This window comes from Tardiphaga sp. 172_B4_N1_3 (assembly GCF_052076035.1).
GTDB classification, from domain to species: domain Bacteria; phylum Pseudomonadota; class Alphaproteobacteria; order Rhizobiales; family Xanthobacteraceae; genus Tardiphaga; species Tardiphaga robiniae.
This window is the reverse complement of the sequence record NZ_CP197238.1, coordinates 1,116,756-1,142,807: the sequence shown is the minus strand read 5'-3', so window position 1 is coordinate 1,142,807 and position 26,052 is coordinate 1,116,756. Positions and strand designations below refer to the sequence as shown.

The 26,052-nt window shown below is 62.0% G+C and carries 26 protein-coding genes; 10 read left to right on the top strand and 16 right to left on the bottom strand.

Annotation, left to right across the window (positions count from 1 at the left end; genetic code table 11):
* Window positions 1-108 precede the first annotated feature (108 nt).
* The 7 genes from AB7783_RS05050 (at window position 109) to AB7783_RS05020 (ending at window position 6,064) form a co-directional block, all read left to right on the top strand.
* Entirely contained in the window at window positions 109-456 is a 348-nt protein-coding gene (locus AB7783_RS05050; RefSeq protein ID WP_068730592.1) for a hypothetical protein, read from the top strand.
* A 189-nt stretch (window positions 457-645) separates the two neighbouring features.
* Entirely contained in the window at window positions 646-927 is a 282-nt protein-coding gene (locus tag AB7783_RS05045) for an acyl carrier protein (protein ID WP_002711294.1), read from the top strand.
* 9 nt (window positions 928-936) lie between these two features.
* On the top strand, window positions 937-1,410 hold the full coding sequence (locus AB7783_RS05040) for a 3-hydroxyacyl-ACP dehydratase FabZ family protein (protein WP_068730591.1): 474 nt from the start codon (window positions 937-939) through the stop codon (window positions 1,408-1,410).
* Window positions 1,403-2,605 carry a beta-ketoacyl-ACP synthase gene (locus tag AB7783_RS05035; protein ID WP_441277014.1) on the top strand — a complete coding sequence of 401 codons (1,203 nt, stop codon included), beginning with the start codon at window positions 1,403-1,405 and terminating at the stop codon, window positions 2,603-2,605. Before AB7783_RS05040 ends, AB7783_RS05035 begins: the two co-directional genes overlap by 8 nt.
* A gap of 116 nt (window positions 2,606-2,721) precedes the next feature.
* Window positions 2,722-4,002 carry a beta-ketoacyl-ACP synthase gene (locus AB7783_RS05030; RefSeq protein ID WP_089267167.1) on the top strand — a complete coding sequence of 427 codons (1,281 nt, stop codon included), beginning with the start codon at window positions 2,722-2,724 and terminating at the stop codon, window positions 4,000-4,002.
* A gap of 104 nt (window positions 4,003-4,106) precedes the next feature.
* Complete coding sequence (locus AB7783_RS05025) at window positions 4,107-5,129, top strand: zinc-binding dehydrogenase (protein ID WP_441277013.1); 1,023 nt, start codon at window positions 4,107-4,109, stop codon at window positions 5,127-5,129.
* Window positions 5,129-6,064, top strand: a complete 936-nt coding sequence (locus tag AB7783_RS05020; RefSeq protein ID WP_089267165.1) for a lipid A biosynthesis lauroyl acyltransferase — start codon at window positions 5,129-5,131, stop codon at window positions 6,062-6,064. Before AB7783_RS05025 ends, AB7783_RS05020 begins: the two co-directional genes overlap by 1 nt.
* A 3-nt stretch (window positions 6,065-6,067) precedes the next feature.
* On the opposite strand, the gene AB7783_RS05015 is transcribed toward AB7783_RS05020, so the two are convergent.
* The 13 genes from AB7783_RS05015 to AB7783_RS04955 form a co-directional block, all read right to left on the bottom strand.
* Window positions 6,068-7,135 carry a polyamine ABC transporter substrate-binding protein gene (locus tag AB7783_RS05015; protein ID WP_441279639.1) on the bottom strand — a complete coding sequence of 356 codons (1,068 nt, stop codon included), beginning with the start codon at window positions 7,133-7,135 and terminating at the stop codon, window positions 6,068-6,070.
* A 65-nt stretch (window positions 7,136-7,200) separates the two neighbouring features.
* Entirely contained in the window at window positions 7,201-8,355 is a 1,155-nt protein-coding gene (locus AB7783_RS05010) for an aminotransferase (protein WP_441277012.1), read from the bottom strand.
* 7 nt (window positions 8,356-8,362) lie between these two features.
* Window positions 8,363-8,695 (bottom strand): rhodanese-like domain-containing protein, encoded by a 333-nt coding sequence (locus AB7783_RS05005; RefSeq protein ID WP_089267322.1) that lies wholly within the window; start codon window positions 8,693-8,695, stop codon window positions 8,363-8,365.
* A gap of 168 nt (window positions 8,696-8,863) precedes the next feature.
* Window positions 8,864-10,786 (bottom strand): potassium transporter Kup, encoded by a 1,923-nt coding sequence (locus AB7783_RS05000; RefSeq protein WP_089267163.1) that lies wholly within the window; start codon window positions 10,784-10,786, stop codon window positions 8,864-8,866.
* Window positions 10,787-10,910: 124 nt separating this feature from the next.
* On the bottom strand, window positions 10,911-12,812 hold the full coding sequence (locus AB7783_RS04995) for a potassium transporter Kup (protein WP_089267162.1): 1,902 nt from the start codon (window positions 12,810-12,812) through the stop codon (window positions 10,911-10,913).
* A 171-nt stretch (window positions 12,813-12,983) separates the two neighbouring features.
* Window positions 12,984-13,808 (bottom strand): OmpA/MotB family protein, encoded by an 825-nt coding sequence (locus tag AB7783_RS04990; RefSeq protein WP_315841660.1) that lies wholly within the window; start codon window positions 13,806-13,808, stop codon window positions 12,984-12,986.
* A 30-nt stretch (window positions 13,809-13,838) separates the two neighbouring features.
* Complete coding sequence (locus AB7783_RS04985) at window positions 13,839-14,612, bottom strand: motility protein A (RefSeq protein WP_068730581.1); 774 nt, start codon at window positions 14,610-14,612, stop codon at window positions 13,839-13,841.
* Window positions 14,613-14,825: 213 nt separating this feature from the next.
* Window positions 14,826-15,572 carry a class I SAM-dependent methyltransferase gene (locus AB7783_RS04980; RefSeq protein WP_175367373.1) on the bottom strand — a complete coding sequence of 249 codons (747 nt, stop codon included), beginning with the start codon at window positions 15,570-15,572 and terminating at the stop codon, window positions 14,826-14,828.
* A 132-nt stretch (window positions 15,573-15,704) separates the two neighbouring features.
* Complete coding sequence (locus AB7783_RS04975) at window positions 15,705-16,424, bottom strand: RraA family protein (RefSeq protein WP_175367374.1); 720 nt, start codon at window positions 16,422-16,424, stop codon at window positions 15,705-15,707.
* A gap of 173 nt (window positions 16,425-16,597) precedes the next feature.
* Window positions 16,598-17,473 carry a CDP-diacylglycerol--serine O-phosphatidyltransferase gene (pssA, locus tag AB7783_RS04970; protein WP_175367517.1) on the bottom strand — a complete coding sequence of 292 codons (876 nt, stop codon included), beginning with the start codon at window positions 17,471-17,473 and terminating at the stop codon, window positions 16,598-16,600.
* Between the two features lie 80 nt (window positions 17,474-17,553).
* A complete protein-coding gene (locus tag AB7783_RS04965; RefSeq protein WP_068730577.1) occupies window positions 17,554-18,252 on the bottom strand; it encodes a phosphatidylserine decarboxylase in 699 nt (232 codons plus the stop codon).
* Window positions 18,253-18,645 carry an endonuclease domain-containing protein gene (locus AB7783_RS04960; RefSeq protein ID WP_349636631.1) on the bottom strand — a complete coding sequence of 131 codons (393 nt, stop codon included), beginning with the start codon at window positions 18,643-18,645 and terminating at the stop codon, window positions 18,253-18,255. It lies immediately after the preceding gene.
* A gap of 132 nt (window positions 18,646-18,777) precedes the next feature.
* Window positions 18,778-20,733, bottom strand: coding sequence for an ABCB family ABC transporter ATP-binding protein/permease (locus tag AB7783_RS04955; RefSeq protein ID WP_441277011.1), 1,956 nt, complete (start codon window positions 20,731-20,733; stop codon window positions 18,778-18,780).
* Window positions 20,734-20,942: 209 nt separating this feature from the next.
* Here AB7783_RS04955 and AB7783_RS04950 point away from each other — a divergent pair, with 209 nt between their 5' ends.
* The gene (locus AB7783_RS04950; protein WP_089267321.1) at window positions 20,943-21,548 is read left to right on the top strand and encodes a TIGR00730 family Rossman fold protein; all 606 of its coding nucleotides are present in this window, start codon (window positions 20,943-20,945) and stop codon (window positions 21,546-21,548) included.
* Between the two features lie 6 nt (window positions 21,549-21,554).
* Here the strand turns inward: AB7783_RS04950 and AB7783_RS04945 are convergent, their stop codons facing one another.
* The 3 genes from AB7783_RS04945 to cysS all read right to left on the bottom strand — a co-directional run bounded on the left by AB7783_RS04945 (window position 21,555) and on the right by cysS (window position 23,977).
* Window positions 21,555-21,947 (bottom strand): VOC family protein, encoded by a 393-nt coding sequence (locus AB7783_RS04945; protein ID WP_089267156.1) that lies wholly within the window; start codon window positions 21,945-21,947, stop codon window positions 21,555-21,557.
* Between the two features lie 25 nt (window positions 21,948-21,972).
* Window positions 21,973-22,467, bottom strand: a complete 495-nt coding sequence (locus AB7783_RS04940) for a GNAT family N-acetyltransferase (protein ID WP_089267320.1) — start codon at window positions 22,465-22,467, stop codon at window positions 21,973-21,975.
* A 115-nt stretch (window positions 22,468-22,582) separates the two neighbouring features.
* Window positions 22,583-23,977, bottom strand: a complete 1,395-nt coding sequence (gene cysS / locus AB7783_RS04935; protein ID WP_441277010.1) for a cysteine--tRNA ligase — start codon at window positions 23,975-23,977, stop codon at window positions 22,583-22,585.
* Window positions 23,978-24,279: 302 nt separating this feature from the next.
* Here cysS and AB7783_RS04930 point away from each other — a divergent pair, with 302 nt between their 5' ends.
* Together AB7783_RS04930 and AB7783_RS04925 are read left to right on the top strand one after the other, a co-directional pair.
* Window positions 24,280-24,585 (top strand): hypothetical protein, encoded by a 306-nt coding sequence (locus tag AB7783_RS04930; RefSeq protein ID WP_089267154.1) that lies wholly within the window; start codon window positions 24,280-24,282, stop codon window positions 24,583-24,585.
* Between the two features lie 230 nt (window positions 24,586-24,815).
* Window positions 24,816-26,000 carry a DUF2865 domain-containing protein gene (locus AB7783_RS04925; RefSeq protein WP_441277009.1) on the top strand — a complete coding sequence of 395 codons (1,185 nt, stop codon included), beginning with the start codon at window positions 24,816-24,818 and terminating at the stop codon, window positions 25,998-26,000.
* Window positions 26,001-26,052 lie beyond the last annotated feature (52 nt).

Below are 26,052 nucleotides of genomic sequence, written 5' to 3'. Positions count from 1 at the left end.
GTTCCACGTCATCTCTGCCGATCGCCGCATCCGTGCCATGCGGACTTTATCTGCGCGAAGCGGCCGCCTCGTGTTAGACTGCGACATTGCATGCGCAGACCCACGACGATGAAGACCCAGCAGCCGATTATCAGAGAGGATGACGAGCACCGCGTGCTTCGCTTCGTGCCGCGCACCTCCGACACGCTGCCACACCATCCCACCGCTCCCGCCGACCACCCCCGCCGCCGCCAAACCACCGGCGCCAGCGACCTGTCCCGCTATCAACAGGCACAGGACGACCCCGACGACTTCCGCCACCGGATGCTGGCCAATAGCGCAGCCTTCGGCTTCACGGTGATCCTCGTGGGTGTCGGGATCTGGCTCGCGGTCAGCATTGCCGATCTCCGCAAAACCCAGGATTGCGTGTTGATGGGCCGCCGGGACTGCGCCCATATTGTTGCGCCGCACGGCTGAGGCGCGCCAAACCCTCTTTCCACAGCCCACAGCGGCTGGTGAGCGGGCGCTCAACTGCATTGAACTGCCGCCCCCGCTCCGATATACGGGCAATCGACTCTATACGGCGGACTGGGACTGCCCCGGGGCGAAGCCCTGTCTTTGCGCGCGCCGATCGAACATTATCTTCAATATATCAAAGGCTTAGTAATGTCCTCCACATTCGATCAGGTCGCCACAATCATCGCCGAGACTTGCGACATTCCCCGCGACACGATCACGCCGGAAAGCCACGCCATCGACGATCTGGGGATCGACAGCCTCGACTTCCTGGATATCGCTTTTGCGATCGACAAGGCGTTCGGGATCAAGCTGCCGCTCGAAAAATGGACCCAGGAGGTCAATGACGGCAAGGCGACCACCGAGCAGTATTTCGTCCTGAAGAACCTCAGCGCGCGCATCGACGAATTGGTCGCGGCCAAGGGCGCGTAACGCCCCGCCATGAACCTCGAATATTTTCACCTGATCGACCGCATCACCGACCTCAATGTCGGCGAACGGACGATTACGGTCGAAGCCAACGTACCCGAGACCAGCACCATCTTTGAGGGCCACTTCCCGGGTTATCCGCTGATGCCCGGCGTGCTGCTGATCGAGTCGATGGCGCAGACTTCGGGCTGGCTGCTGATCGCGCTGATGAAGTTCAAGCGTATGCCCTTCCTCGCCGCGGTGAAGGAAGCCAAGATGCGCACCTTCATCACGCCCGGCACGAAGCTGGACATCAACGCCAGCGTGCTGCACGAAGGCGACGGCTTCTACATGACCACTGTCAAGATCAAGGTCGACGGCAAGCTGACCTGCAACGCGCAGCTCACCTTCAAGACCGTCCCGTTCCCCCATCCGGATCTGCGCGGTCACATGGACATCGTGGCCGAGCGCATCGGATTTCCCCTACAGGCGATCACCAATGGCTGAAACCCGACCGATGACATCCGAGCCGGTGGAAGCGTGGATCACCGGCATTGGCCTCGCCACGTCATTGGGCGAAGGCCCTGACGCACACTGGGATGCGCTCAACAACAAGCGCATCAATGTCGATGAAACCGGCTTCGCTCCGAACATCGTCCACCCCCTCGCGCCGGTCTCTTACGACGCGCAGATCCCCAAGAAGGGCGATCAGCGTCAGATGGAAGCCTGGCAGCGGATCGGCACCTACGCCGCCGGCCTCGCGCTGGATTCGGCTGGCGTCAAAGGCAACAAGGACATCCTGTCGAGGATGGACATGATCGTTGCCGCCGGTGGCGGTGAGCGCGACCTGGCCGTCGATTCGGGTATCCTGAATTCGGACGGCTACGGCGCTGCGACACCGGGCCTGCTCAACGAAAAACTGCTCAACGACCTCAGGCCGACTCTGTTTCTGGCGCAGCTCTCCAACCTGCTCGCCGGCAATATCGCCATCGTGCACGGCGTCACCGGTTCGTCCCGCACCTTCATGGGCGAGGAAGCGGCTGGCGTGGACGCCGCGCGCATCGCACTGGCCCGCATCGCTGACGGCCAGAGCGACATCGCACTGATCGGCGCCGCACATAATGGTGAGCGCAAGGACCTGCTGCTGCTGTACGAATTCGACGACTTCAACCTGAAGAACAAGTTCGAGACCGTCTGGGCGCGCGAGAAGAATTCCGGCTTTGCGCTCGGCTCGGCCGGCGCATTCCTCGTCATCGAATCCAGAGCGCATGCAGAAGCGCGCGGTGCCAAGCCTCTCGCACGTCTCAAGAGCGTGGTCGCCGATCATGCCCGTCGCAAGACTCCCGGCGAAGTCACCGCTTCGCTGCAGGGGTTGTGGTCGAAGCTCGCCGCGAAGAGCGACGCTGCGATCATCACCGGCGCGACCGGCGCGGAACCCGTGACATCGGAAGAGCGCGCCTTCCTGAAGGATCATGCGGATGTCGCCATCCGCGGCACCGGCACTCTCTTCGGTCATACGCTCGAAACCCAATTCCCGCTTGGCCTCGGCCTTGCGGCGTTGGCGATCTCGCGCGGCGCAATGTTTCCGCCGAACGATTCAACCGGCCTCGAGATTGAAAAGTCCGGCAAGCCCACCCAGATTGTGGTGATCGGCGCCGGCCACTGGCGCGGCGAAGGCATGGCGCTGGTTGAAGCCGTCTAGAACCCATCTGGGCTCTAGATTTTTCTTATGTTTGAGCAAGATCTTATCCGAAAACCGGCATCCACTTTTCGGGATCATGCTCAAGTTAAGCGGTCGACGCGGCCGACGGAGAGAGCATGACTGCAACGCGCGATAAATTCGGCCGACCGATCGTTGTCGTTACTGGCATGGGTGTTGCGACATCGCTCGGCGCCGGCAAAGAGGACAACTGGGCCAAGCTCACCGCTGGCGAGTCCGGCATTCGCACCATCACGCGTTTTCCCACCGACGGCATGAAGACGACGATGGCAGGCACGATCGATTTCGTGCCGGTCGAGCCGTTTTCCTCCACCGACCTCTCAGAGAAGCTCGGCGAGCTCGTCACCGAGGAAGCCATCGCGCAGGCCAATATCGGCAGCAAGGGCGACTTCCCAGGCCCGCTGTTCCTCGCGGTTGCGCCTGTCGAAGTCGAGTGGCCGCAGCGCCAGGTGCTGGCCAAGGCCGCCGGCGCCAATAGCGATATCAATTACGACACACTGCTGCGCGTCGCCGGCGGCGGCAAGTTCGTCCAGTATCACCGCCGCTTCCTGTTCGGCTCGGTCGCCGACCATCTCGCGGACACGTTCGGCACAAAAGGCTCGCCAATCTCGCTGTCGACCGCTTGTGCCTCCGGCGCTACTGCGATCCAGCTCGGCGTCGAGGCGATCCGCCGCGGCGAAGCCGATGCGGCGCTGTGCGTGGCCACGGACGGCTCGGTGAACCCGGAAGCGCTGATCCGCTTCTCGCTGCTATCGGCACTCTCGACCCATAACGACCCGCCGCAGAAAGCTGTCCGTCCCTTCGCCAAGAACCGCGATGGTTTCGTGATGGCCGAAGGCGCCGGTGCGCTGGTCCTGGAAAGCCTGGAAGCCGCCACGGCGCGCGGCGCCAAGATCCTCGGCATTGTCGCCGGTTGCGGCGAGCTCGCGGACTCCTTCCACCGCACCCGCTCCAGCCCGGACGGCAAGCCGATCATCGGCTGCGTGAATAACGCACTGGTCGATGCCGGCCTTACGTCGGACCAGATCGACTACATCAACGCCCACGGCACCGGCACGCCGGAAAACGACAAGATGGAGTATCTCGGCATTTCCAGCGTGTTCGGTGAGCGCGCCAAAGAAATTCCGGTCTCGTCGAACAAGTCCATGGTCGGCCACACGCTCTCCGCCGCCGGCGCAGTCGAGGCGGTGTTCTCGCTGCTCACCTTGGAACACCAGCGGATCCCGCCGACGATCAATTACGATGTTCCCGATCCGGCCATACCGTTCGACGTGGTTCCCAATACCGCCCGCGATGCACGCGTGACGGCCGTGATGTCGAATTCCTTCGGCTTTGGCGGCCAGAATGCCTCGCTGATCCTCACCGGCGAGCCCGTTTAAGGCTCCCCGGCCCCGTTGGCCGACCCTCGCCGGTTGACGTCATGACGTGAACCGGCGATACGCAGGCCATCCGAAATCAACCTTTCTTGCCGGAGACGCGGTTCATGCGTGCGCTCAATCTTGTTGCCGATCGTGAGCTCGTCGTCGTCGACGTGCCGCCGCCCCCGCCGCCTGGTGCCGGCGAAGTGCAGATCCGCGTCAAGGCTGTCGGCCTGAACCATATCGACGTCTGGGGCTTCCGCGGCATGGCCTTCGCCAAGCGCAAGCTGCCGCTGTCGATCGGCGCCGAAGCCTCGGGCGAAGTCGCTGCGGTCGGCGAAGGCGTCACCAATGTAAAGCCCGGCCAGAAAGTCGTGATGTATGGCGCTCTGACCTGCGGCCACTGCAAGGCCTGTCAGGAAGGCCGCGACAATTTCTGCGAGAACGTCGGCGGTCTCTATGGCTTCCACATCGACGGCTTCTCGCGCGAACTGATGAACATGCCGGCGCGCCTCGTGATCCCCGTCCCTGACGGCATCAGCTTCCGCGACGCCGCCTGCGCCCCGATCGCCTTCTCCACCGTGCAGCACATGCTGTTCGACAATGCCAAGCTGCAGCCCGGTGAGACCATTCTGGTCCATGCCGGCGGCTCCGGCATCGGCACCGTGGCCATCATGATGGCCAAGAAGATCGGTTGCACCGTGATCACCACCGTGGGCGACGATTCCAAGATCGAGGGCGTGAAGGCCCTCGGTGCGGATCACGTCATCAACTATCGCAAGGATCGCTTCGAGGGCGAGACGCGCAAGATCACCAAGAAGAAGGGCGTCGATGTCGTGTTCGAACACGTCGGTGCCGATACCTTCAACGGCTCGCTGCTGGTGATGAAGCGCGGCGGCCGTCTGGTCACCTGCGGTTCGACCTCGGGCCCGACCACGACGATCAACCTGATGCAGCTGTTCCAACAGCAATACCGCATCTTCGGATCGTTCGGCGCCACCATGAAGAACATTGCCGAGAGCCTCGACAAGATGGCCGACGGCATGCTGCCGGTGATCGATACCGAAGTGCCGATCAGCGACGTCGAGACCGCGCTGAAGCGGATGGAAACCCGCCAGGTGTTCGGCAAGATCATCGTTCACTTCTGATGCTCCGCCTGCTGCTTCGCACCAAGGCCCGCATTCGCGATGCCCTGAAGCCTGCAGGCGACGCTGCTGTCGGCGCACTGACGATCGGCATCCTGCGGACCACGCGCTATTTCGATCCGGTCAAGACCGCCAATCGGTTCGGCAAGATCACCCAGCGCATCGGCCCGCTGTTTCGCGAAGACAAGATCGGCCGCGCCAATCTCACCGCCGCCTTCCCTGAGAAATCACCGGAAGAAATCGAGAAGATCCTCGCGGGTGTCTGGGACAATATGGGGCGCATCGGTGCGGAATTCGCCCATCTCGACAAGATCTGGGACTACGACCCCGCCAATCCGACCAAGCCGAGCAATGTCGAATTCTCTGCGCGCACCGGCGAGATTTTCGATCAGTTGCGCGACGACGGCAAACCGGCGTTGATTTTCGCCAGCCATCTCGGCAATTGGGAAATTCCTGCGCTCGCCGCCGTCGCCCACGGCCTCGACGCCGCCGTGCTCTATCGCCGGCCGAACAGCGCCGCCGCTGACCGCGCCATTCACCAGACGCGCGCGATCAACATGGGCAACCTCATTCCGGCCAGCCACGACGCGCCGCTCAAGCTCGCGCACGCGCTGAACGAGGGCAAGCACGTCGCCATGCTGGTGGATCAATGGTTCACCAATGGCGTCCCGGTGGATTTCTTCGGCCGCAAGACCAACGCCAATCCGATGCTGGCGCGGCTGTTGCGTCAGGTCGATTGCCCGATCCACGGTGTTCGTATCATCCGCCTCCCCGATCATCGCTTCCGCATCGAAGTCTCCGAAGAGGTAAAGCCGGTGCGCGATGCCAATGGCAAGGTCGACGTTCAGGGCACGATGCAGGCGGTAACGTCAGTGCTGGAAGGCTGGATCCGGGAATATCCCGAGCAGTGGCTGTGGCTGCATCGGCGCTGGCGATAACGCTCAGCGTCCCGTCTTCACCTTCGTCCATAAGCGGTTGATCACGCGCTGTGTCGCCGGATCGCGCGCCGTAATGACGAACAGCTTCTGCAGCATCGCCTCATCCGGATAGATCGTCTTGTCGTTCAGGATCTTCGGATCGATCAGCTTCTGGCTAGCGAGATTGCCATTGGCATAGCCGAGGAAATCCGAATTCTTCGCTGCAACGTCGGGCCGGTAGAGGTAGTTGATCAGCTCATAGGCTTCATTGACGTTCTTTGCATCGGTCGGGATCGCCAGATTGTCGAAGAACATCTGCGCGCCCTCCTTCGGCACCGCATAGCCGATCTCGACGCCGTTCTTCGCTTCATCCGCCCGCGCGCGGGCCTGGATGATATCGCCCGACCAGCCGACCACGAGACAGATCTCGCCGGTCGCCAGCGCGCTCAGATATTCCGACGAGTGAAACTTGCGAACATTGCCTCTGATCTTGCCGACGAGATCGGCCGCCTTTTCGAGGTCCGGCTGTTTGGTCGAGTTCGGATCAAGGCCCAGCGCATTCAGCGCCGCCGGCAGAATGTCGTCGGCGGAATCCAGCATATGGACACCGCAATCCTTGAACTTCGCAAGGTTCTCCGGCTTGAAGACGATGTCCCAGCTATCAATCTTCGCGTCAGGCCCGAGGATTTTCGCGACCTGCTTGACGTTGTAGCCGATGCCGGTGGTGCCCCACATGTAGTTCGCGGCAAACTGATTGCCGGGATCGTAGATCGCAAGACGCTTGGTCACCTCCGGCCAGGCATTGGCGAGGTTCGGCAGCTTCGCCTTGTCGAGCTTCTGGAACACCTTTGCGGTAATCTGGCGCTGCAGGAAATAAGCTGTCGGCACCACGACATCGTAGCCGGATTTGCCGGCCAGGAGACGCGTCTCCAGCGTCTCGTTGGCATCGAAGGTGTCATAGACGACCTTGATGCCGGTCTCCCTGGTGAAGGCCTCCAGCACACCGGGCGCCATGTAGTTCGACCAGTTGTAGAAGTTGACGACGCGCTCCGGTTTCTGGTCTTGCTTTTGTTCTTGCGCCTGCACGGGCATGGACCGCAGCAGCGCCACTCCGACGACCCACGCGATCTCCTGCTTGCCCATGCGTATCGACTTCCCTAGCGGCGATGAACGGCGTTGTGCAGGCGCTCGAGCGCGGTATCGAGCGTCGCGTCATTCTTGGCAAAACAGAACCGCACCACGGATGTCACCTTGTCCTGCTCATAGAATGCCGACACCGGAATGGCCGCAACCTTGTAGTCGTAGACGAGACGCCGGCAAAATTCCTCATCGGTCTCGTTCAGCCCCAGCGGCGACAGATCGACGGTGAGGAAGTATGTGCCCTGCGACTTGATGACGGGAAAGCCGATGCTCTCCAGACCCGCGGCAAGACGATCACGGCTACGCGCGAGATCGGCACGCATGGTCTTGAAGTAATCGTCGGACTTGCCGAGGCCATAAGCGACAGCAACTTGCAGGTTGGGTGCGGTCGTGAAGGTCAGGAACTGATGCACCTTGGCGCAGACGCGGAGCAGATGCGGCGGGGCGCAGACAAAGCCGATCTTCCAGCCTGTCAGCGAGAAGATCTTGCCGGCGGAGCCAACCTTGATGGTGCGGTCGCGCATGCCGGGAATGGTGATCAGCGGGATATGGTTGTGGCCGTCGAAGGTCACATGTTCCCAGACTTCGTCGCAGATCGCGATCGTATCGAATTCCTGACAGAACTTCGCCAGCAGTTCGAGATCCTCGCGCGGCGACACCACTGCAGCCGGATTGAGCGGGCTGTTGAACAGCACGGCCTTGGTCTTGTGATTGAAGACCGCGCGCAGGTCTTCCTCCGTGAGGCGCCAGTGCGGCGGCTTGAGGCTGACCAGACGCGGAATGCCGCCGGCCTGCCGGATGATCGGCAAATAAGAATCGTAGACCGGCTGGAAGCACACGACTTCGTCGCCGGGCTCCACCACCGCAAGGATCGACGAGGTCAGCGCCTCGGTACCGCCGGAGGTCACCATTACCTCGGTCATCGGATCGAGCGAGAGCTTGTGCCAGTGCTGGTAATGCGTGGCGATCGCCTGACGCAGCTCCGGGATGCCCATCATCGACGGATACTGGTTATAGCCGTTCAGCACCGCATCGGCGGCCGCCTGACGGATATCGTCGGGACCGGGATGATCGGGAAAGCCCTGCCCGAGATTGATGGCGTTGTGATCGCGCGCAAGCTGCGACATCGCCTCGAACACCGTGACGGGCAGCTCAGAGAAGATCTTGTTCATAGAGGGATCAGCCAGCCTTGGTCGGCAGGCCTGCAGCCTTCCATCCCAGAATCCCGCCGGCGAGGTGCTTATCATAGGCAAAGCCATCGGCCTGCGCGGCCAGCGAGGCCGTCACCGAGCGCTTGCCGGAGCGACATGCGAAGACGATCTGCTTGCCCGCAGGATCGGGCAGATCGGCGCTATCGAAGCCCGACAGCGGCACCACGACGGCATCCGGATAGGCCTCGACCGCGACCTCGTTGGGTTCGCGCACGTCAACCAGCAAATACTTGCCTTCAGTGATCCCCTTGGACACTTCCTCGGGCGTCAAATCGTGAACGGTATGAGCTTCGCCTGCCACCACAACCTCCTGCCGCCCCGGTATCCGGAGCGAATGCGAAGGGGCGGAAACGCCCCTGTTTTCGGGCGCCAACGTCGCCTCTCGCGCGGCGAAAATCAAGCGCCGGAAGAGCTTATTGTCGGGCCTGATCTTGCCCGAAAACCGCAAGCCCACTTTTCGGGATCAGGCCTAGATAGTCACCTGCGTACCCACCTCGACCACCCTCCCCGTGGGGATCTGGAAATAGTCGGTCGCGTCATTGGCAGTGCGGCTGAGCGCGATGAACAGATGGTCCTGCCAGCGTGGCATGCCGGAATGCGCGGCCGGTTTCAGCGCCCTGCGCGACAGGAAGAACGACGTCGACATGATGTCGAACTGCCAGCCGGTCTTGCGCGCGATCGCCAGGGATTTCGGCACATTCGGCGATTCCATGAAACCGAAGCGCAGCGTCACTTTCGAGAAGGTCGCGCTGATCTCTTCCATACGCACCCGCTCACTGGGATCGATGCGCGGCGTCGGCGCCGTCTCGATGGTGAGAATAACATTCTTCTCGTGAAGCACTTTATAGTGTTTCAGACTATGCATCAGCGCCGTCGGCGCACTCTGCGGATCGCTGGTGAGAAATACCGCCGTGCCGGCCACGCGCTGCGGCGGACGTTTCTCCAACATGGCCACGAGATCGGCCAGCGGAAACTCCAGCTTGCGCGACTTCTCGAACAGCAGGCGGCTGCCGCGCCGCCACGTATACATCATGAGAATGATCACGCCGCCCATCACCAGCGGCACCCAGCCGCCGTCGAACACCTTCAAGAGGTTCGCGGTGAGGAACGTGACGTCGATCACCAGAAACGGCACGATCAGCGCCGCAGCCGCGATCGGCGACCACTTCCAGCCGCGCCAGATCACCACAAAGCCCATCATCGCAGTGACGACCATGGTGCCGGTGACCGAGATACCATAGGCCGAGGCCAGCGAGCTCGATGACTTGAACAGCACGACAAGCACGATCACTGCGATGAACAGCAGCATATTGACGCGCGGAATGTAGATCTGGCCGGAATGCGACTCCGATGTGTGCCGGATTTCGAAACGCGGCAGCAGGCCAAGCTGGATCGCCTGCTGGGTCAGCGAATAGGCGCCGGTGATCACGGCCTGACTTGCAATCACGGTGGCAGTCGCCGCGAGGATCACCATGGGGATCAGCGCCCAGTCGGGAAACATCAGATAGAACGGATTTTCCAGCGCGGTGGGATCATGCATCACCAGCGCGGCCTGGCCGAAATAGTTGATGGCCAGTGACGGCAGCACGAGAAACAGCCAGGCCAGCTGGATCGGCTTTTTGCCGAAATGGCCGAGATCGGCATAGAGCGCTTCGGCGCCGGTCACGGCGAGAAACACTGCGCCCAACGTCACGAAGGCGATGATGCCGTGATGAAACATGAAGTAGATCGCATGCACTGGATTGAGTGCCGCGAGCACTTCAGGATGCTTCACGATCTGCGGAATGGCCGCTACCGCGATCACGATGAACCATAGGCACATGATCGGTCCGAAGAACGTCGCGACCTTCGCAGTGCCACGCGATTGCACGGCGAAAAGCGCCACAAGGATCACGATGGTGAGCGGTACAACATAGGGATCGAAGGCGGTGGTGACGAGCTTGACGCCCTCGATCGCCGAGAGCACGGACAGCGCCGGCGTGATCACCGCGTCCCCATAGAACAACGCCGCGGCGATGATGCCGAGCATCACCACCACCGGCCCGCTCGATCCGATCGCGCGCTGAGCCAGCGCCATCAGGGCCAGCGGGCCACCCTCGCCGTTATTGTCGGCGCGCAGCAGCAGCACGACATATTTGAGCGTCACGACGATGATCAGGGCCCACAGGATCAGCGAGAGGACGCCCAGGATTGCTTCATTGTCGATGCCGGGCGCCTTGTGGCCCCCGGCCGCGACCAGCGCCTCACGGAGCGCGTAAAGCGGGCTGGTGCCGATGTCGCCATAGACGACACCGATACTGCCCATGACGAGCGAGCCGAAGCTGGCCGTCGAGTGCCCATGGGTAGGGTCCGCCGGGGATGCCGCGGCGGGAGATGCGCTATCGATGGTCATGGAAACGGCCTCGAAGACTTCTGAATCGCAGGTCTCTGAACAGCGGGGCAGCGAGGCCGTTCCCGGCCCCGATGATCACACTCGTTATAGCGCAAATCGGGGAACCGGACATGACAAAAGATGCTTAGATCGTCACCTGAGTACCGACCTCCACCACGCGTCCGGTGGGGATCTGGAAATAGTCGGTGGCGTCGTTCGCCGAACGGCTGAGCGCGATGAACAGATGGTCCTGCCACAGCGGCATGCCCGATTGCGCCGATGGCTTCAGTGAGCGCCGCGACACGAAGAACGACGTCGCCATGATGTCGAACTGCCAGCCGAGTTTACGTGCGACGACGAGCGCCTTGGGGACGTTCGGCGATTCCATGAAGCCGAAACGCAGCTTCACCATCGAGAATTTGTCGCTGATATTCTCCATGCGAACGCGTTCGGCCAGATCGACCTTCGGCGTCTGCGCGGTCTCGATGGTCAGGATCACATTGTGTTCGTGCAGAACCTTGTTGTGCTTCAGATTATGCAGCAGCGCCGTCGGCACGAATTCGGGATCGCTGGTGAGAAACACCGCGGTGCCCTTCACGATATGCGGGGGGCGCTTTTCCAGACTCTTGATGAGATCGCGCAGCGGCACTTCGATACGGCGCGTCTTGGTGATCAGGATCGCCGCGCCGCGGCGCCAGGTCCAGATCATGCCGGCCATCAGCACGCCGAACAGCAGCGGCACCCAGGCGCCTTCCAGCAGTTTCAGGAGATTGGCACTGAGGAAGGCCAGATCGACGAACACCAGCGGCGCGATGATCGCAGCGGCAGTCGCGGCCTTCCAGTTCCATAGCTTCCAGATCACCACGAAGCCCATGATGCCATCGGCGACCATGGTGGTGGAGACCGCGATGCCATAGGCCGAGGCCAGACCGCTCGACGATTTGAACAGCAGCACCAGCAGCAGCACGCCGATCAGCAGCAGACGATTGACCCGAGGCAAATAGATCTGGCCAGCATGGGTCTCGGAGGTGAAGCGCACTTCGAAACGCGGCAGCAGGCCAAGCTGCACCGCCTGACGCACCAGTGAATAGGCACCGGTGATCACCGCCTGGCTCGCGATCACGGTGGCAGCCGTCGCCAGCGCGATCAGCGGCAACAGCATCGATTCCGGTGCCATCCGATAGAACGGATTTTCGATCGCGGCCGGGTTCGACAGCACGAGCGCGCCCTGCCCGAAATAATTGATCATCAACGCCGGCAACACGAAGAAGAACCAGCCGTACTGAATTGGCCTGCGACCGAAATGGCCAAGATCAGCATAGAGCGCCTCGCCGCCGGTCACGGCCAGGAAGACTGCGCCCAGGGTCACCAGACCGATGGTCCCGTGGGTCAGCATGAACTGCACGGCATAGTACGGATTGATCGCCTTCAGCACCGTCGGATCATCGAAGATGTGCGAGGCGCCCATCAGCGCGAGCGCCGTGAACCAGATGATCATCACCGGACCGAAGGCGGAGGCCACCTTGGCGGTGCCAATCCGCTGCACCGAGAACAGCACGACGAGAATCGCGACCGTGACCGGCACGACATAAGGTTCGAGCGCAGGTGCCTTGAGCTTGAGGCCTTCCACCGCCGAGAGCACCGAGATCGCCGGAGTGATCATGGAATCGCCGATGAACATCGAGGCGCCGATCACGCCCAGTACCATCAGCGGCAAGCTCCGCCGACCCAAGGCACGCTGGCCGAGCGCCATCAGCGACAGTGTTCCACCCTCGCCATTGTTATCGGCGCGCAGCAGGAACAGCACGTATTTCGCTGTCACGACGATGAACAGCGCCCACAGGATCAGCGAGAGCACGCCGAGCACGATGACGGGCGTCACCGGCGCGCCATGCGTTGCGCCATGTACCGCCTCGCGGAACGCGTAAAGTGGCGACGTTCCGATGTCGCCGAACACGACGCCGATACTGCCGACCGTGAGCGACCAGAACCCGGTATGAACCGGAACTTCGATCGGTCCCTCGCCTGTTGTTTCCGTAACGGCCATTCTGCTCGTAACGCCTCTGGACAATCCGGACCCGGCTATGGCGCGCCGGGCAATGCCAGTCAACCGGGACACTAGCCTATACTGCCGCAGATCGCTTATCGGGAGCGCAGCAAAAATCGGCCTTGCCCAGCAAAAAAAGAGGCTGGAGCAGTAAAAAAGGAATTGACTGTTTTACGGCTTGAGGTTTGGCGGCAGCGGAGGGTCTTCCCGCATCAGCGTAATGGTCACCCGCCGGTTGGCGGCCATGGTCGGATCATCGGGGAATAGCGGCTGGCTGTCTGCCTTGCCCGACACCGAGAAGATATGGGACGACGGCAGGCCTTCGCGTTCCAGAATCTGCCGAACGACATTGGCGCGATCGGCCGACAGATCGAATGCATCGTATTCACTGCGCGCCGGCACGAAGCCCGCGGCGGTGTGACCGACGATAGCCACGCGCAGCGGCGTTGCCTTCAGCGGTCCGGCGAGTTTCTGCAGCAACAGGCGGGTGCGCTCATAGGGAACCTTGGATCCGTCAGCAAACATCGAGCGGCCGTTCTGGTCGATGATTTCCAGATTGAGGCCCTGCTTGGTTTCCTCGAACATGATGTTCTTGGAGATCTCGTTGATCTCCGGCATGTCCTGTAGCGCCTGCCGCAATGACGCCGAGGCGAGCGCGAATTCGCGGTCCATCTTCAGCTTGGCGCCGGCCGGACGACCGCCCTTCTCGCTCGGACTGGTGACGTTAGACGCATCGTCCGGCGACACATGGTCCTTGTTCTTCGTCTGACCGCGCGTCGGCAGACCATCGGATTCGATCACACCTGAATAACGCGCATCGGATTGCACGCCGAATGCTTCGCGAACCGAGCCGGCAACGATCTTGAGTTTGGCGCCATCAGGGCTGGAGAATGCCACCAGCATGACGAAGTAGCTGAGCAGCAGCGCCATCAGGTCGGCGAAGGTCACGAACCAGCCATGGCCGCCGTGTGCTTCTCCGCGTTTTTTCTTCGCCATCGGACGTGCTCCGAGCCTGCCTCCAGTGTGTTACGCTGGGACCGGCTCACTTTCGTCATGGCGGTGCTTCTCGGGCAGATAGGCCAGCAGCATTTCGCGGACCAGCGCCGGGCTCTTCGAGTCGCGGATCATCAGGATGCCGTCGATGATGAGCGTGCGGTTGGTCTCCTCATCGAGCACCTTGACGTGCAGCTTGTCGGCAATGGGCAGACAGATCAGGTTGCCGACGATAGCGCCGTACAATGTAGCGAGCAGCGCGACGGCCATGAACGGGCCGAGCTTGGACGGATCGGACATGTTCGAGAACATCTGCACCATGCCAAGCAGCGTGCCGATCATGCCGAAGGCCGGCGCGCAATCGCCGATGGCGCGGTAGATCTTCGAGCCTTCGTCGAGATGCATGAGGAAATTGTCGCGGTCGCGCTCAAGATTGTCGCGGATGAATTCGAGGTCGTAACCGTCGGCAACGAAGCGGATTCCCTTGGCGAGGAATGCGTCATCAGTTTCGACTTTTTCGAGTCCGACCGGTCCCTGCTTCCTCGCGATTTCCGCGATGCGTGCGAGTTCGTCAACGAGATCACGAGCGTTCAGGCGGCTCAGCGTGAACGCAAATTTGGCGCCGAGCGGAATGCCATGAAGGATGGACGAGAGCGGAAAGCGGATCAGAGTCGCAGCAAACGAACCGCCGAAAATGATGATGACGGCGTGGATGTCGTAGAACATCCCGAAGCTGCCGCCCATGAGGACCAGGGTACACAGCACAATGATGCCAGCGACAAAACCGACGAGTGTTGTGATATCCATGTCAACTCCGACGCTATACACGTATCGAACGACGCCCGTCCTGGACGGCGGCACGCCTCGAGATCAGGCCGCGCGAAGGTACCTTAGCGATACTGCGATTAAGGACGCGTTACCGCTTCACGGTTCATTAACGACAGATTAATGACGTGCGAGCACGCGTGGAACGATACGGAAAGTTCGTTCAGCAGACCGATTGAGGATGATTGTGCTGCGTCAAACAGCGCGCTGGACGACCACGAAGGTACGTGACCCCGGCGCGTGGGTCGGGTCATCGAGAAACTCGATCGGCTTGAGGCCGGCGGCCACGCAGAAGTCGGCGATCGTATTCTTCGGCAACGGCTTTGCACCGCGCCACGACGTATCCGCCGTCAGCGGATCCTTGCCGAGCAGCGCCTTGATCCTCTGGATGACAGGTGTCGGGACGAACTTGGCGATATGCCAGAGGATCGTCGGATATTCGTGCGCCGTTCGGAAGTGAATGAGTCCAAGCGCGGATGGACGCAGGATGCGGGCAACCTCGACCAGATTGGCCTTCACGACGTCATGCGACGGCATGTGCTGAAAGACCTCATATGACCACACGAAATCCGCAGTTTCGGAGGCTAAGGGAAACACGACGCCATTGCCGGCGACGAAGTCGAGATTGCTGAACGCCGCTGCCGCCGCCTTGGCCTTTTCCACCATGACGTCGGACACATCAATGCCAACAGCCCTGGTGAAACGCCGGCCAAGTGCCTGCGTGAAACGTCCGACACCGCAGCCGATATCGACCGCCGTCTTGCCGACGGGATCAACTGCATATTTTGCGAGAACAGGGTCGATCAGCAGCGTCGCGCGTTCGCGACCGAGTGCGAAGAATTTTTCGGGATCGTGATCCCACAGCTCGGTCTCGACGTAAAAGAACGGGTCACGATTTGCACGCTCATTCCAGGCTTTCTTCATATCCTTGGTCTGAGGCAATACCGTCTCCAATGTCCGTTTTAACGGCGGAACCGGCAGTTAGCCCGAAGCCCTCCGGCCGCGCAAGCAACCGGAGCTGGTTCGGGTTGATCGGCATCTAACCTTTATCGTTAGTCTTAATAGCTCCGAATTTCAGTGTATTTCCGACGAGCGCGCCATCGCCTCTTTCAGCTTCTCAAGCGTGAATGACGGGCTGCGCGCGATATCGAGAATGGGTGTCTCCCGCCGCCCGCACAGCTCTGCCGCTTCCGGCAGTTTCGCGGCGACATCGAGCGGGATCACAACCGCGCCGTGCTGATCGGCATGGATCAGATCGTCCGAACGGACACTCATGCCAGCCACGCGGACCTCATGACCAAACTCGCTCACATGCACATGTGCATGCGACGGACCGATCGTGCCGGCGAGCGCCTGAAAGTCCGGTGCCCATTGCGGGATATCGCGGATCGAGCCATCGGTGACCACACCGAGGCAACCGAGCGCCCTGTGGACGGCGCTGTTCACCTCGCCCCAGAACGCGCCATAGCCCGCGTCGGGCCCGTCGATATCCTGGATCACGCTGATGCGCGGACCGATGCCCGTGCCGACATAGTCGTAGTAAGCGAGCCGCCGCGCCTTCTGCTCCGCGGCAGGCAGGCCGGAGGCTATGGTCGCGCGAATGGTCGCGGTGCGCGCATAGCCGACGATGGGCGGCAGATTGGGAAACGGACAAACCAGCGGACGCGTGGTGTAACCGATCAACCGGCGCTCAGGGGCGACGATCTCCATCGCATTGCAGATGGTCGGCGTGTCGTAGCGGCCCAGTGCTTCCAGAACGGATGCGGGCAGCGGACCGGTCGCGGAATTCGTCACGGCGTTTCTCCTGTGGGTGATTATCGCATCCCGTCTTCGCGGGACGTCGTCGTCGCTGAGTGACCCCGGATATAGCCGACTTCACTGCATGCCCAAAACGAAATGCAGCCGCTTTCGTCGGGGCTGCTATCGCAGGGGAAAGCGGCTGCATGAATTGTTCGCGAGATGGACAATCAGTTCAGGCGTGCGGGCCGATCATCCGGTGCGATCTCGGGTGCACCCGGCGTATAGGGCGGCGATGCATGGGGCGCCGCCGGATCGACAGGGACCACCGACTGCGCGGTCAGCGCACGTTCCTGATCGCGATACGATTTCCAGCCCAGCGGAAGGCTCAGTAGATACATGATCGAGAGCGCCGACAGGATGTGCCAGGGGTAACCGATCAGCAGCGCGATGAAGAGCACGACGCCGACGAACACTGGCAGCACCAGCTCGCGGGGCACCCGCATGTTCACGGCTTTGCCGGAGAACACCGGCAGCCGCGACACCATCAGGAAGCCAACCAGCAGCGTGTAGAGGGTCGTCAGGATGGCCGGCGGCATCGGCATGCCCAGGAAGCCCAGATAGATCGGCAGCATCACGGTGAGTGCGCCCAGCGGCGCCGGCATGCCCGTGAAAAAGTTCGCGGCAAAGGCCGGCTTGTCCGGATCGTCCATGGTGGCGTTGAAACGCGCCAGCCGCAGACTGCCGGCGATGGCGAACACCATCGCGGCGATCCAGCCGGCATTGCTGAGATCGTGGAGCTGCCAGAAATACAGGATCAGGCCGGGTGCCACGCCGAAATTGACGAAGTCAGCCAGGCTGTCGAGTTCGGCGCCGAATTTGGACTGGCCCTTGATCATGCGGGCGACACGGCCGTCGACACCATCGAGCACGGCGGCGAACACGATGGCCGCCACGGCCAGTTCCATCCGCCCCTCGGTGGACAGGCGGATCGCCGTCAGGCCGGCGCAGATCGCCAGCAGCGTGATCATGTTCGGCACCAGCATCCGGATCGGAATGGTCCGGAACCGGCGGCGGCGCGTCTCGGGAGACTGGTCAGGAGGCATTTGCATGGCGTGATCCTAGCAAATCCCACCCTGCTCCGCCATTGTGGCGTCCTGCCGCCCAAACCGGCAGGAAATCGGGGTTAATCGACGCGGTAGGTGCGGCCGCCGTCACCGATCCTGAAATCGGCCAGCACGGTCTCGCCGGCAATCGCGGTCTGCCCCACGGCCACCAGCGCCTTGCTGCCTTCCGGCAGGTAGATATCCAGCCGGGAGCCGAAACGGATCAGGCCAAAGCGCTCGCCGGCGCTCAGGGTCTGGCCCTCGCGCACGAAGGACACGATCCGGCGCGCCACAAGCCCGGCGATCTGCACCACACCGATCCGGCCGCCGGGGGTCGAAATAACCAGCGAATTGCGCTCATTGTCCTCGCTGGCCTTGTCCAGCTCAGCATTGATGAACTTGCCCGGCCGATAGGCAATGCGCTCGATCCGGCCAGCCACCGGGCTGCGGTTCACGTGGACGTTGAAGACGCTCATGAACACCGAGATGCGCAGCAGCGGCTGGTCGCCGAGGCCGAGTTCGGCCGGCGGCAGCACCGGTTGCACCATCGACACTTTCCCGTCGGCGGGCGACACCACGACGCCCTCGCGGGTCGGGGTTACGCGCACCGGATCGCGGAAGAACAGCGCACACCAGACCGTCAGGACCGTGCCGATCCATCCGAGCGGCGTCCAGATCCAGAACAGCACCAGGCTCGCCAGCGCAAAAGCGCCAATGAACGGATAGCCTTCCTTGTGGATCGGCGGGATCTGACCACGGATGGAATTTGCGATGGACATTTAAGCTCTATCTTTCTTCCCCTCTCCCCCAAGCAGCGAAGCTGCGCAGGCGGGAGAGGGTGGCGCGACGCGTAGCGGCGTGCCGGGAGAGGGGGCTGGCGCGGAATGGCCAAGATGTTCAACGATCACCTCAAGCACTCCATCCGTGTTGTTGAACACCTCATTATTCCAGAACCGCAGAACGCGAAACCCTTGTTGTTGAAGCCATTGGTCTCGGGTTTGATCCGGTTTGCTGTCAGCATGCTGCCCGCCATCGACCTCAATGACGAGGCGCCGTTCAAGGCAGACGAAATCAACGATGTATCGCCCAATCGGCACCTGACGCTTGAATTTGAAGCTCTGAAATCGGTGGGCGCGCAGCCGATACCAAAGCTGCCGCTCGGCATCCGTCATATTGGCGCGCAAAGCTTTGGCCTGATCCCTCGCCATGCCCCCCTCTCCCGTCTCGCCCGCTAACGCGGGCGATCCACCCTCTCCCGCCAAGCGCAGCTTCGCCGCGCTCGGGGGCGAGGGAAAGAGAAAGAATCACTCCGCCGCGTCAGGCGTCATCAGGCGATCGTCATCGACCGGCGGCGGGGTGCGATTGGGGGCGATGGCATCGTCGCCGATCTGGGCCAGCCGTTCACGGGCCTCCTGGGCCTCGCGCTGCCGGTTCCACATGCTGGCATAGAGACCGCCCGCGGCCAGCAACTGGCCATGGGTGCCGCGCTCGGCGATCCGGCCCTGGTCAAGCACAATGATCTCGTCGGCGCCGACAATGGTGGACAGCCGATGTGCGATCACCAGCGAGGTGCGGCCCTGCGAGACCTTCTCCAGCGCGTCCTGGATCTCCTGCTCGGTATGGCTATCGAGCGCCGACGTCGCTTCGTCGAGCAGCAGGATCGGCGGCGCCTTGAGCACGGTCCGCGCAATGGCCACGCGCTGCTTCTCGCCGCCGGAGAGTTTCAGGCCGCGTTCGCCGACCTCGGTCTCGTAGCCCTTCGGCGACATCCGGATGAACGGGTCGATCTGCGCCATGCGGGCGGCTTCCTCGACCTCTTCGTCCGTCGCGTCCCAGCGGCCATAGCGGATGTTGTAGCGGATGGTGTCGTTGAACAGCACGGTGTCCTGCGGGACCATGCCGATCGACTGGCGCAACGAGGCCTGCGTGACATTGCGGATGTTCTGGCCATCGATGGAGATTGTGCCGCCCGACACATCGTATAGCCGGAATAGCAGCCGCGAGATCGTCGACTTGCCGGCGCCCGACGGGCCGACGATGGCGACGGTCTTGCCGGCCGGCACCTCGAAGGAGAGCCCCTTCAGGATCGGCCGCTCCGGGTCATAGGCGAAACGCACGTCGTCGAAGCGCACAGCGCCTGATGTCACCAGCAGCGGCTTGGCGCCGGAGATATCCTTCACCTCCGGATTGCGGTTCAGGACACCGAACATCTTCTCGATGTCGATGATCGCCTGCTTGATCTCGCGATACACCATGCCCATGAAATTCAGCGGCTGGTAGAGCTGGATCATCATGGCGTTGATCATGACGAAATCACCCACCGTGTGGGTGCCGTTGCGCACGCCGACCGCGCACATCAGCATCGTCGATGTCAAACCGAGCGTGAAGATGATTGCCTGCCCGGTATTGAGCACAGCCAGCGACGTATAGGTCTTGACGCTGGCGCGCTCGAAGCGTTCGACCGTCTTGTCGTAGCGTTCGGCCTCGCGCGTTTCGGCGCTGAAATATTTGACCGTCTCATAGTTCAGCAGCGAGTCGATCGCCTTGGTATTCGCCTCGGTATCGGACTCGTTCATGTTGCGGCGGATAGCGATGCGCCACTCGGTCGCGAGATAGGTGTAGTACATGTAGACGACCACGGTGATCGCCACGACCAGCACATAGCGCCAGTCGAACTGCCACAGCAGCACGCCCATCACCAGCAACAGCTCGACGATGGTCGGCACCAGTTGCAGGATCACCATGCGCACGATGACTTCGATGCCCGCGCGGCCGCGTTCGAGCACACGCGTCAGGCCACCGGTCTTGCGCTCCAGATGAAAGCGCAGCGACAGTTCGTGCATATGGACGAAGGTGAGATAGGCCAGCTTGCGCACTGCATGCATCGCCACTTTGGCAAAGATACCGTCGCGCCACTGCGTGAAGATCGCCATCAGCACGCGGATCGCGCCGTAGCTGACGGTCATGGCGACCGGCGATGCGATCAGCCACAGCGTCCAGTTCGAGGACTGGACCGGAGCCGTATCGGCACCGGTCAGCGCATCGATCGCCCACTTGAAGGTGAACGGCACTGTCAGTGTGGCCGCCTTGGCGACCAGTAGCAGCAGCATCGACCAGACGACGCGCATCTTCAGGTCGTCGCGGTCGCCCGGCCAGATATAGGGCCACAAATGGGCGAGCGTTCCGAACAGCGTGCCGCGTTCGATATGGGCCGGGTTAGGAACTGTCTCGTCGTTCAGCGCGGGATCGGAATCAGACATGCACGGCGCCTGGAACGAACGGAGCTGCGGCCCGGGGCCGGCTCAAAATGGAGGTCGATTTCATTAGAATGCATATAGGCGCTTTGCCGAAACGTCGCACCCTCGCGGAGCATTCTTTTCCCTGCGGAGAGGTGTCCCGGGCAGGAATTTCCCGTATCACGTTCATTCCGTGTCTTGACGCTGTTATCCCGCAGTGCCACATGGAATCTATGAGCACAATTAAAACGATCTGCGTCTATTGCGGCTCCGGCCCCGGTACCAATCCCAGTTTCGTCGAATCAGCGGTCGCGCTCGGCAAGATCATGGCCGAGCAAGGCATCGGCCTGGTCTATGGCGGCGGCTCCATCGGCCTGATGGGCGCGGTCGCCAAGTCCGTGCTGGACAATGGCGGCCGGGTCACCGGCATCATCCCGGAATTCCTGACCAAGCGCGAAAACGCGCTGACCGCCGCCCAGGAACTGATCGTTACCCACGACATGCATGAGCGCAAACGGCTGATGTTCGAGCGATCGGACGCCTTTGTCGCCCTGCCCGGCGGCATCGGCACGTTGGAAGAGCTGGTCGAACAGCTCACCTGGCAGCAGCTCGGCCGCCACAGCAAGCCGATCCTGATGGCCAATATCGATAACTTCTGGGAGCCGCTGCTCGAGCTGCTCAAACACATGCGCTCGACCGCCTTCATCCGGCCGACACTGCCGCTGGACGTGCTGACGGCCGACCGTGCCGAAGACATCCTGCCCCGGCTCCGCACCGCTGCGGCGCTGGCCTCCGACGAAGCCAAGAAGCTGGCTCCGGACGTCGCGACGCGGCTCTAAGGCCTTCTACGACGTGGTGGCGTCGTCTTTCGGGAACGTCACCACCTCGATACGATTGCCATCGGCATCGGCGATGAAAGTCGCATAGTAGCGGACGCGATCATGCGGCCGGAGCGAGGGCGCGCTTTCCGAGACGCCGCCTGCGGCGATTGCTGCCGCATAAAACGCATCAACCTCATCCGTCGTCTTCGCGCGAAGGCAAAGATGCACACCGCTATCAAGCGGTAGCGGTGCCATGCCTGCACGCAGATTAATCCAGACTTCCGGATAGGTCTTGCCGAACCCAACCATCGCCGGCCGTGTTACCAGCCGGGTCATGCCAAGCGGCGCGAAACTACGCTCGTAGAAGGGCACGGCACGTTCGAGATTGCTGACCGCGATAGAGATGTGATCGATCATCGGTCTTCCCCCAGCCTTCTTCGATTTAGGCGGCCCCGGATTCGCCCAGCGTCTTCTGCATCGTGGTGTTGGCAAGCCACTCATCATTCAGCGGCACGCTGTTGCGCTGTGTCGGGATATACCCCCGCTTCTTGAAGAAGGGCTCAGCGGTGTCGCTGGCATCCACGGTCAGCAACTTGGCGCCGCGCGCACCAGAGAGCCTCTCGATCGCATCGATCAGCAGTGATGCAACACCGCGCAAGGCGGCATTCGGATGCACGTAAAGCAGGTCGATGTGGTTGGCGCCTTTCAGCGATGCAAAGCCGACCGGCACGCCGTCCAATGTCGCAATCAGCGTAAGTTGCGACGCCAGCCGCTTCCCGAAGGCCACCTCGTCGTCGACTGTGGCGGCCCAGGCTTCCTGCTGCGCTTCGCTGTAGTCGTCGCCCGTCAATTCCTCGATACTGGCCACATAGATCGCAGCCGCAATCGCGGTGTCATCCGGTAGGAACGGCCGCAGTGCCGGTTTCGCCTCGCCCATCGCGCTCACCAGAAATCCACCAGCTTCAGCGCCAGCGCGATCGCGCCGATGATCAGCGCCCATTTCAGCGCGATGTAATATTTCCAGTGCTTTGGAAACGGTGTGTCGGGTCGGCTCATCGCACGATCTCCCAAGTGGTACCTTCCTTCGAGTCCTTGATGACGACGCCCATGGCGGCAAGTTCGTCGCGGATACGATCCGACTCCTTGAAGTCCTTGCGAGCCCGCGCGGCTGTACGATCCGCAATCAAACCATCGACCTTTGCTGCATCGATCCCGCTGGCCTGTTGCTTGCGTCCATTCCATGCAGCAGCCGTTTCCGACAGGAAACCGAGCGCACGTAACGACGCTGCAAACTGGCTGCGATCGCCGTCATTGCCTGCTGCCGCACTGTTGCGAAGACCGTGTAACGCCGCAACAGCCAGCGACGTATTCAGATCGTCGAACATTGGCTCCATCACCTTGTCGGAGACGTCGCCACCTGTTGCATCCGCTGCGACCCAATACCAGTCATCGAGCGTCTTGGCGCTTTCTTCCAAACCTTTCACGGTCCAGTCGATCGGCGAGCGATAGTGTGTCTTCAGCATGTTCAGGCGTAGCACTTCGCCCGGCCAATCGTTCAGCAATTCCCGGATAGTGAAGAAGTTGCCGAGGCTCTTCGACATCTTCTCGCCTTCAACCTGCAGGAAGCCGTTGTGCATCCAGTAATTCGCCATCGCATGCGTGCCATGGGCGCAGCGCGATTGGGCGATTTCGTTTTCATGATGCGGGAAGATCAGGTCGAGGCCGCCGCCATGAATGTCGAAGATCGTGCCGAGATAGGCCTCCGCCATCGCCGAGCACTCGATGTGCCAGCCCGGACGGCCCCTGCCCCACGGGCTATCCCAGCCGGGCTCTTCCGCGGATGACTGCTTCCACAACACGAAGTCGGTCGGATGCTTCTTGTGCGCATCGACGGCGACGCGCGCACCGGCCTGCTGGTCTTCCAGTTTGCGGCCGGAGAGTGCGCCATAGTCGGCCATCGACTGGGTGTCGAACAACACTTCGCCCGCAGCCTCATAGGCGTGGCCGCGCGCAATCAATTCCCTGATCAGCGTCACCATGTCGGTCTTGCCGTCGGGCCGCGGCAGCACAAAGTCCGTCGCGCGTGGCTGATGGGTCGGCGGCAGGCAGCCCAGCGCATGAACGTCAGTCTCGAACTGATTGAACGTGGTCTCAGTGACGCGGCGGATGGCCTCGTTCAGCGGCAGGCCGGGAAAGTCGCGTAGCGCGCGGTCGTTGATCTTGTCATCGACGTCGGTGATGTTGCGGACATAGGTGACTTTGTCGACTCCGTAGACGTATCGCAGCAGCCGGTACAGCACGTCGAACACGATGACCGGGCGCGCATTGCCGATATGGGCGAAGTCGTAGACCGTCGGCCCGCAGACATACATCCGGACGTTGTCGGCATCGATCGGCGTGAAGACGCGCTTCTCGCGGGTCAGGGTGTCGTAAAGGCGCAGTTCCATGGATGTCCGTCCCTAGCGGCCGGGCGTCCTCTCATCCCTCTTGAGATTGATCTCGTGTGAGAAAAGACGGCCTCAGCCAGCGAATCGCTAGCTCTTAATCTCGCGGCAAATGCCACAAATGGCGAGAGAACCGTTCATCGGGGCACCATGGGGCAACCCCAGGTGGCCCGTCAAGGGTGTGGAACTATGCCGCAAAGGGCTGATTTCGGCCTCAATCCATCGCTACCCCGCCCATGGTTAATGATTGTTAATCTTTGGGGCGTATCGAATGAGGGCGAATTTCCTCATTCATTCGGTGAGTTATGAAATCCATTTCAGTCGTTCTGACGGCGGCATTTGTTCTGGCCGCTTCCTCGGCCTTTGCCGATTCCCGCGTCTTCATCATCGCCAACCAGTCTGACGGTTACGGTATCGACCAGTGCCTCGCCCGCGGCGAGAAGTGCGGCGCGCATGCCGCCCTGTCCTATTGCAAATCACGCGCCTTCGACCAGGCGGTGGCCTATCGCCGCGTCGATCCCGATGAAGTGACCGGCTCGGTCCCGACGTCAGGCAGCGCCTGCCATCACGGCAAATGCGACGAATTCGTTGCGATTACCTGCCAGCGCTGACATCCCGCGGCCTGCGACTTTCACGCGTCGCGCTTGCGGCCACAGTGAGGCCCCGGAAACGACGTGACCCTGCCGCGAGAAGCAGCTATGGAAAGCCGCGTTCGCCGCCGCATTTTCATCGCGCGCGTCTGGCAGCGTCAGCGAGAGGTTGGCGGCGGTATCGACGCGCGATGCCGCACTACCCCGCTTGTTTCTGTCTCGCTCGCTTCTGACTCGCGCATTGGCCGGATATGTCTGACACTGTGACTGCTTCCCTTTCTCGCTGGGCTTTCGTTGGTGCCGCACTGGTTGGTGCGCTGTCGCTGGGCACTCCTGCATCGGCGCAGAACGGACCGCCCCCGGCCTATCCCGCGCAGCAGGTCTATCCGCCGAGTCAGGCGCAGCAGCAGGGCTCCGCCAATCCGATGTGCGGGCGCCTCGAGGCGCAGCTTGCGACCATCGATCGCGGCAACGGCCTCGATCCCGCGCGCGCCGAGCAGCTTCGCCGCTATGAGGACGCAGCGTCCAAGCAGCAGAGCGAGCTCGACCGCGTCTCGGCGCAGGCCAAGCGGATGGGCTGCGACAGTTCCGGCTTCTTCTCGCTGTTCAATGGCCAGTCGCAGCAGTGCGGCCCGGTCAACAACCAGATCCAGCAGATGCGCGGCAATCTGGATCAGATCACCAGCAATCTCGAACGCCTGCGTGTCGGCACGCCCGGCAGTTCGGACCGTGATACCCAGCGCCGCTCGGTGCTGCTGGCCCTCGCGCAGAACAATTGTGGCCCGCAATACGCCGCCGCTGCGCAGCGCGCCGCGCCGCAGAACTCAGGCCCCGGCGGTTTCCTGAGCAACCTGTTCGGCAACAACGAGCCAAGCCCCGGCGCGGCGCCGCTGGACGGCAATATGTCGCCCGTTCCGTCCGGCACCTATCGGACCGTCTGCGTGCGCACCTGCGATGGCTTCTATTTCCCGATCTCGTTCGCGACGATCCCGGCGCGTTTCGGCGATGACGAGCGAACCTGCAAGAATCTCTGCCCGGCCTCCGACGCCAACCTGTTCACCTATCGCAATCCCGGCGAAGACATGAACTCGGCCGTCTCGGTTTCGGGGCAGCCCTATTCGTCGTCGCCGAACGCTTTCAAGTATCGCACCGAATTCAATCCGTCGTGCTCCTGCAAAGCGCAGGGCCAGACATGGTCCGAGGCGTTGAAGAATGTCGACGACAAATCGGCAGCGGAGAATGGCGACATCATCGTCACCGAGGAACGTGCCAAGCGGATGTCGCAACCGCAAAAGGGCACGCCTGCCGCCTTGAAGAAGGGCGCAGCACCGGAGGCGCCTGCAGCAGCAGTTCCCGCGCAACCGGCGACACCGTCCGCTCCTGGCCAGATCCGGACCGTCGGCCCGCAATTCCTGCCGAACAACGCGCCGCGTTAAGCCTCGTGTCCTCGCCCGGCCAAGCCGGGGCGACGACGGCACAACCCTTGCG

Bases quoted from the DNA above. Each gene is read 5' to 3' on its own strand.
- AB7783_RS05050 (WP_068730592.1), top strand. From the start codon at position 109: ATGAAGACCCAGCAGCCGATTATCAGAGAGGATGACGAGCACCGCGTG.
- AB7783_RS05045 (WP_002711294.1), top strand. From the start codon at position 646: ATGTCCTCCACATTCGATCAGGTCGCCACAATCATCGCCGAGACTTGC.
- AB7783_RS05040 (WP_068730591.1), top strand. From the start codon at position 937: ATGAACCTCGAATATTTTCACCTGATCGACCGCATCACCGACCTCAAT.
- AB7783_RS05035 (WP_441277014.1), top strand. From the start codon at position 1,403: ATGGCTGAAACCCGACCGATGACATCCGAGCCGGTGGAAGCGTGGATC.
- AB7783_RS05030 (WP_089267167.1), top strand. From the start codon at position 2,722: ATGACTGCAACGCGCGATAAATTCGGCCGACCGATCGTTGTCGTTACT.
- AB7783_RS05025 (WP_441277013.1), top strand. From the start codon at position 4,107: ATGCGTGCGCTCAATCTTGTTGCCGATCGTGAGCTCGTCGTCGTCGAC.
- AB7783_RS05020 (WP_089267165.1), top strand. From the start codon at position 5,129: ATGCTCCGCCTGCTGCTTCGCACCAAGGCCCGCATTCGCGATGCCCTG.
- AB7783_RS05015 (WP_441279639.1), bottom strand. From the start codon at position 7,135: ATGCCCGTGCAGGCGCAAGAACAAAAGCAAGACCAGAAACCGGAGCGC.
- AB7783_RS05010 (WP_441277012.1), bottom strand. From the start codon at position 8,355: ATGAACAAGATCTTCTCTGAGCTGCCCGTCACGGTGTTCGAGGCGATG.
- AB7783_RS05000 (WP_089267163.1), bottom strand. From the start codon at position 10,786: ATGACCATCGATAGCGCATCTCCCGCCGCGGCATCCCCGGCGGACCCT.
- AB7783_RS04995 (WP_089267162.1), bottom strand. From the start codon at position 12,812: ATGGCCGTTACGGAAACAACAGGCGAGGGACCGATCGAAGTTCCGGTT.
- AB7783_RS04990 (WP_315841660.1), bottom strand. From the start codon at position 13,808: ATGGCGAAGAAAAAACGCGGAGAAGCACACGGCGGCCATGGCTGGTTC.
- AB7783_RS04985 (WP_068730581.1), bottom strand. From the start codon at position 14,612: ATGGATATCACAACACTCGTCGGTTTTGTCGCTGGCATCATTGTGCTG.
- pssA (WP_175367517.1), bottom strand. From the start codon at position 17,473: ATGCCTCCTGACCAGTCTCCCGAGACGCGCCGCCGCCGGTTCCGGACC.
- AB7783_RS04965 (WP_068730577.1), bottom strand. From the start codon at position 18,252: ATGTCCATCGCAAATTCCATCCGTGGTCAGATCCCGCCGATCCACAAG.
- AB7783_RS04960 (WP_349636631.1), bottom strand. From the start codon at position 18,645: ATGACGGATGCCGAGCGGCAGCTTTGGTATCGGCTGCGCGCCCACCGA.
- AB7783_RS04955 (WP_441277011.1), bottom strand. From the start codon at position 20,733: ATGTCTGATTCCGATCCCGCGCTGAACGACGAGACAGTTCCTAACCCG.
- AB7783_RS04950 (WP_089267321.1), top strand. From the start codon at position 20,943: ATGAGCACAATTAAAACGATCTGCGTCTATTGCGGCTCCGGCCCCGGT.
- AB7783_RS04945 (WP_089267156.1), bottom strand. From the start codon at position 21,947: ATGATCGATCACATCTCTATCGCGGTCAGCAATCTCGAACGTGCCGTG.
- AB7783_RS04940 (WP_089267320.1), bottom strand. From the start codon at position 22,467: ATGGGCGAGGCGAAACCGGCACTGCGGCCGTTCCTACCGGATGACACC.
- cysS (WP_441277010.1), bottom strand. From the start codon at position 23,977: ATGGAACTGCGCCTTTACGACACCCTGACCCGCGAGAAGCGCGTCTTC.
- AB7783_RS04930 (WP_089267154.1), top strand. From the start codon at position 24,280: ATGAAATCCATTTCAGTCGTTCTGACGGCGGCATTTGTTCTGGCCGCT.
- AB7783_RS04925 (WP_441277009.1), top strand. From the start codon at position 24,816: ATGTCTGACACTGTGACTGCTTCCCTTTCTCGCTGGGCTTTCGTTGGT.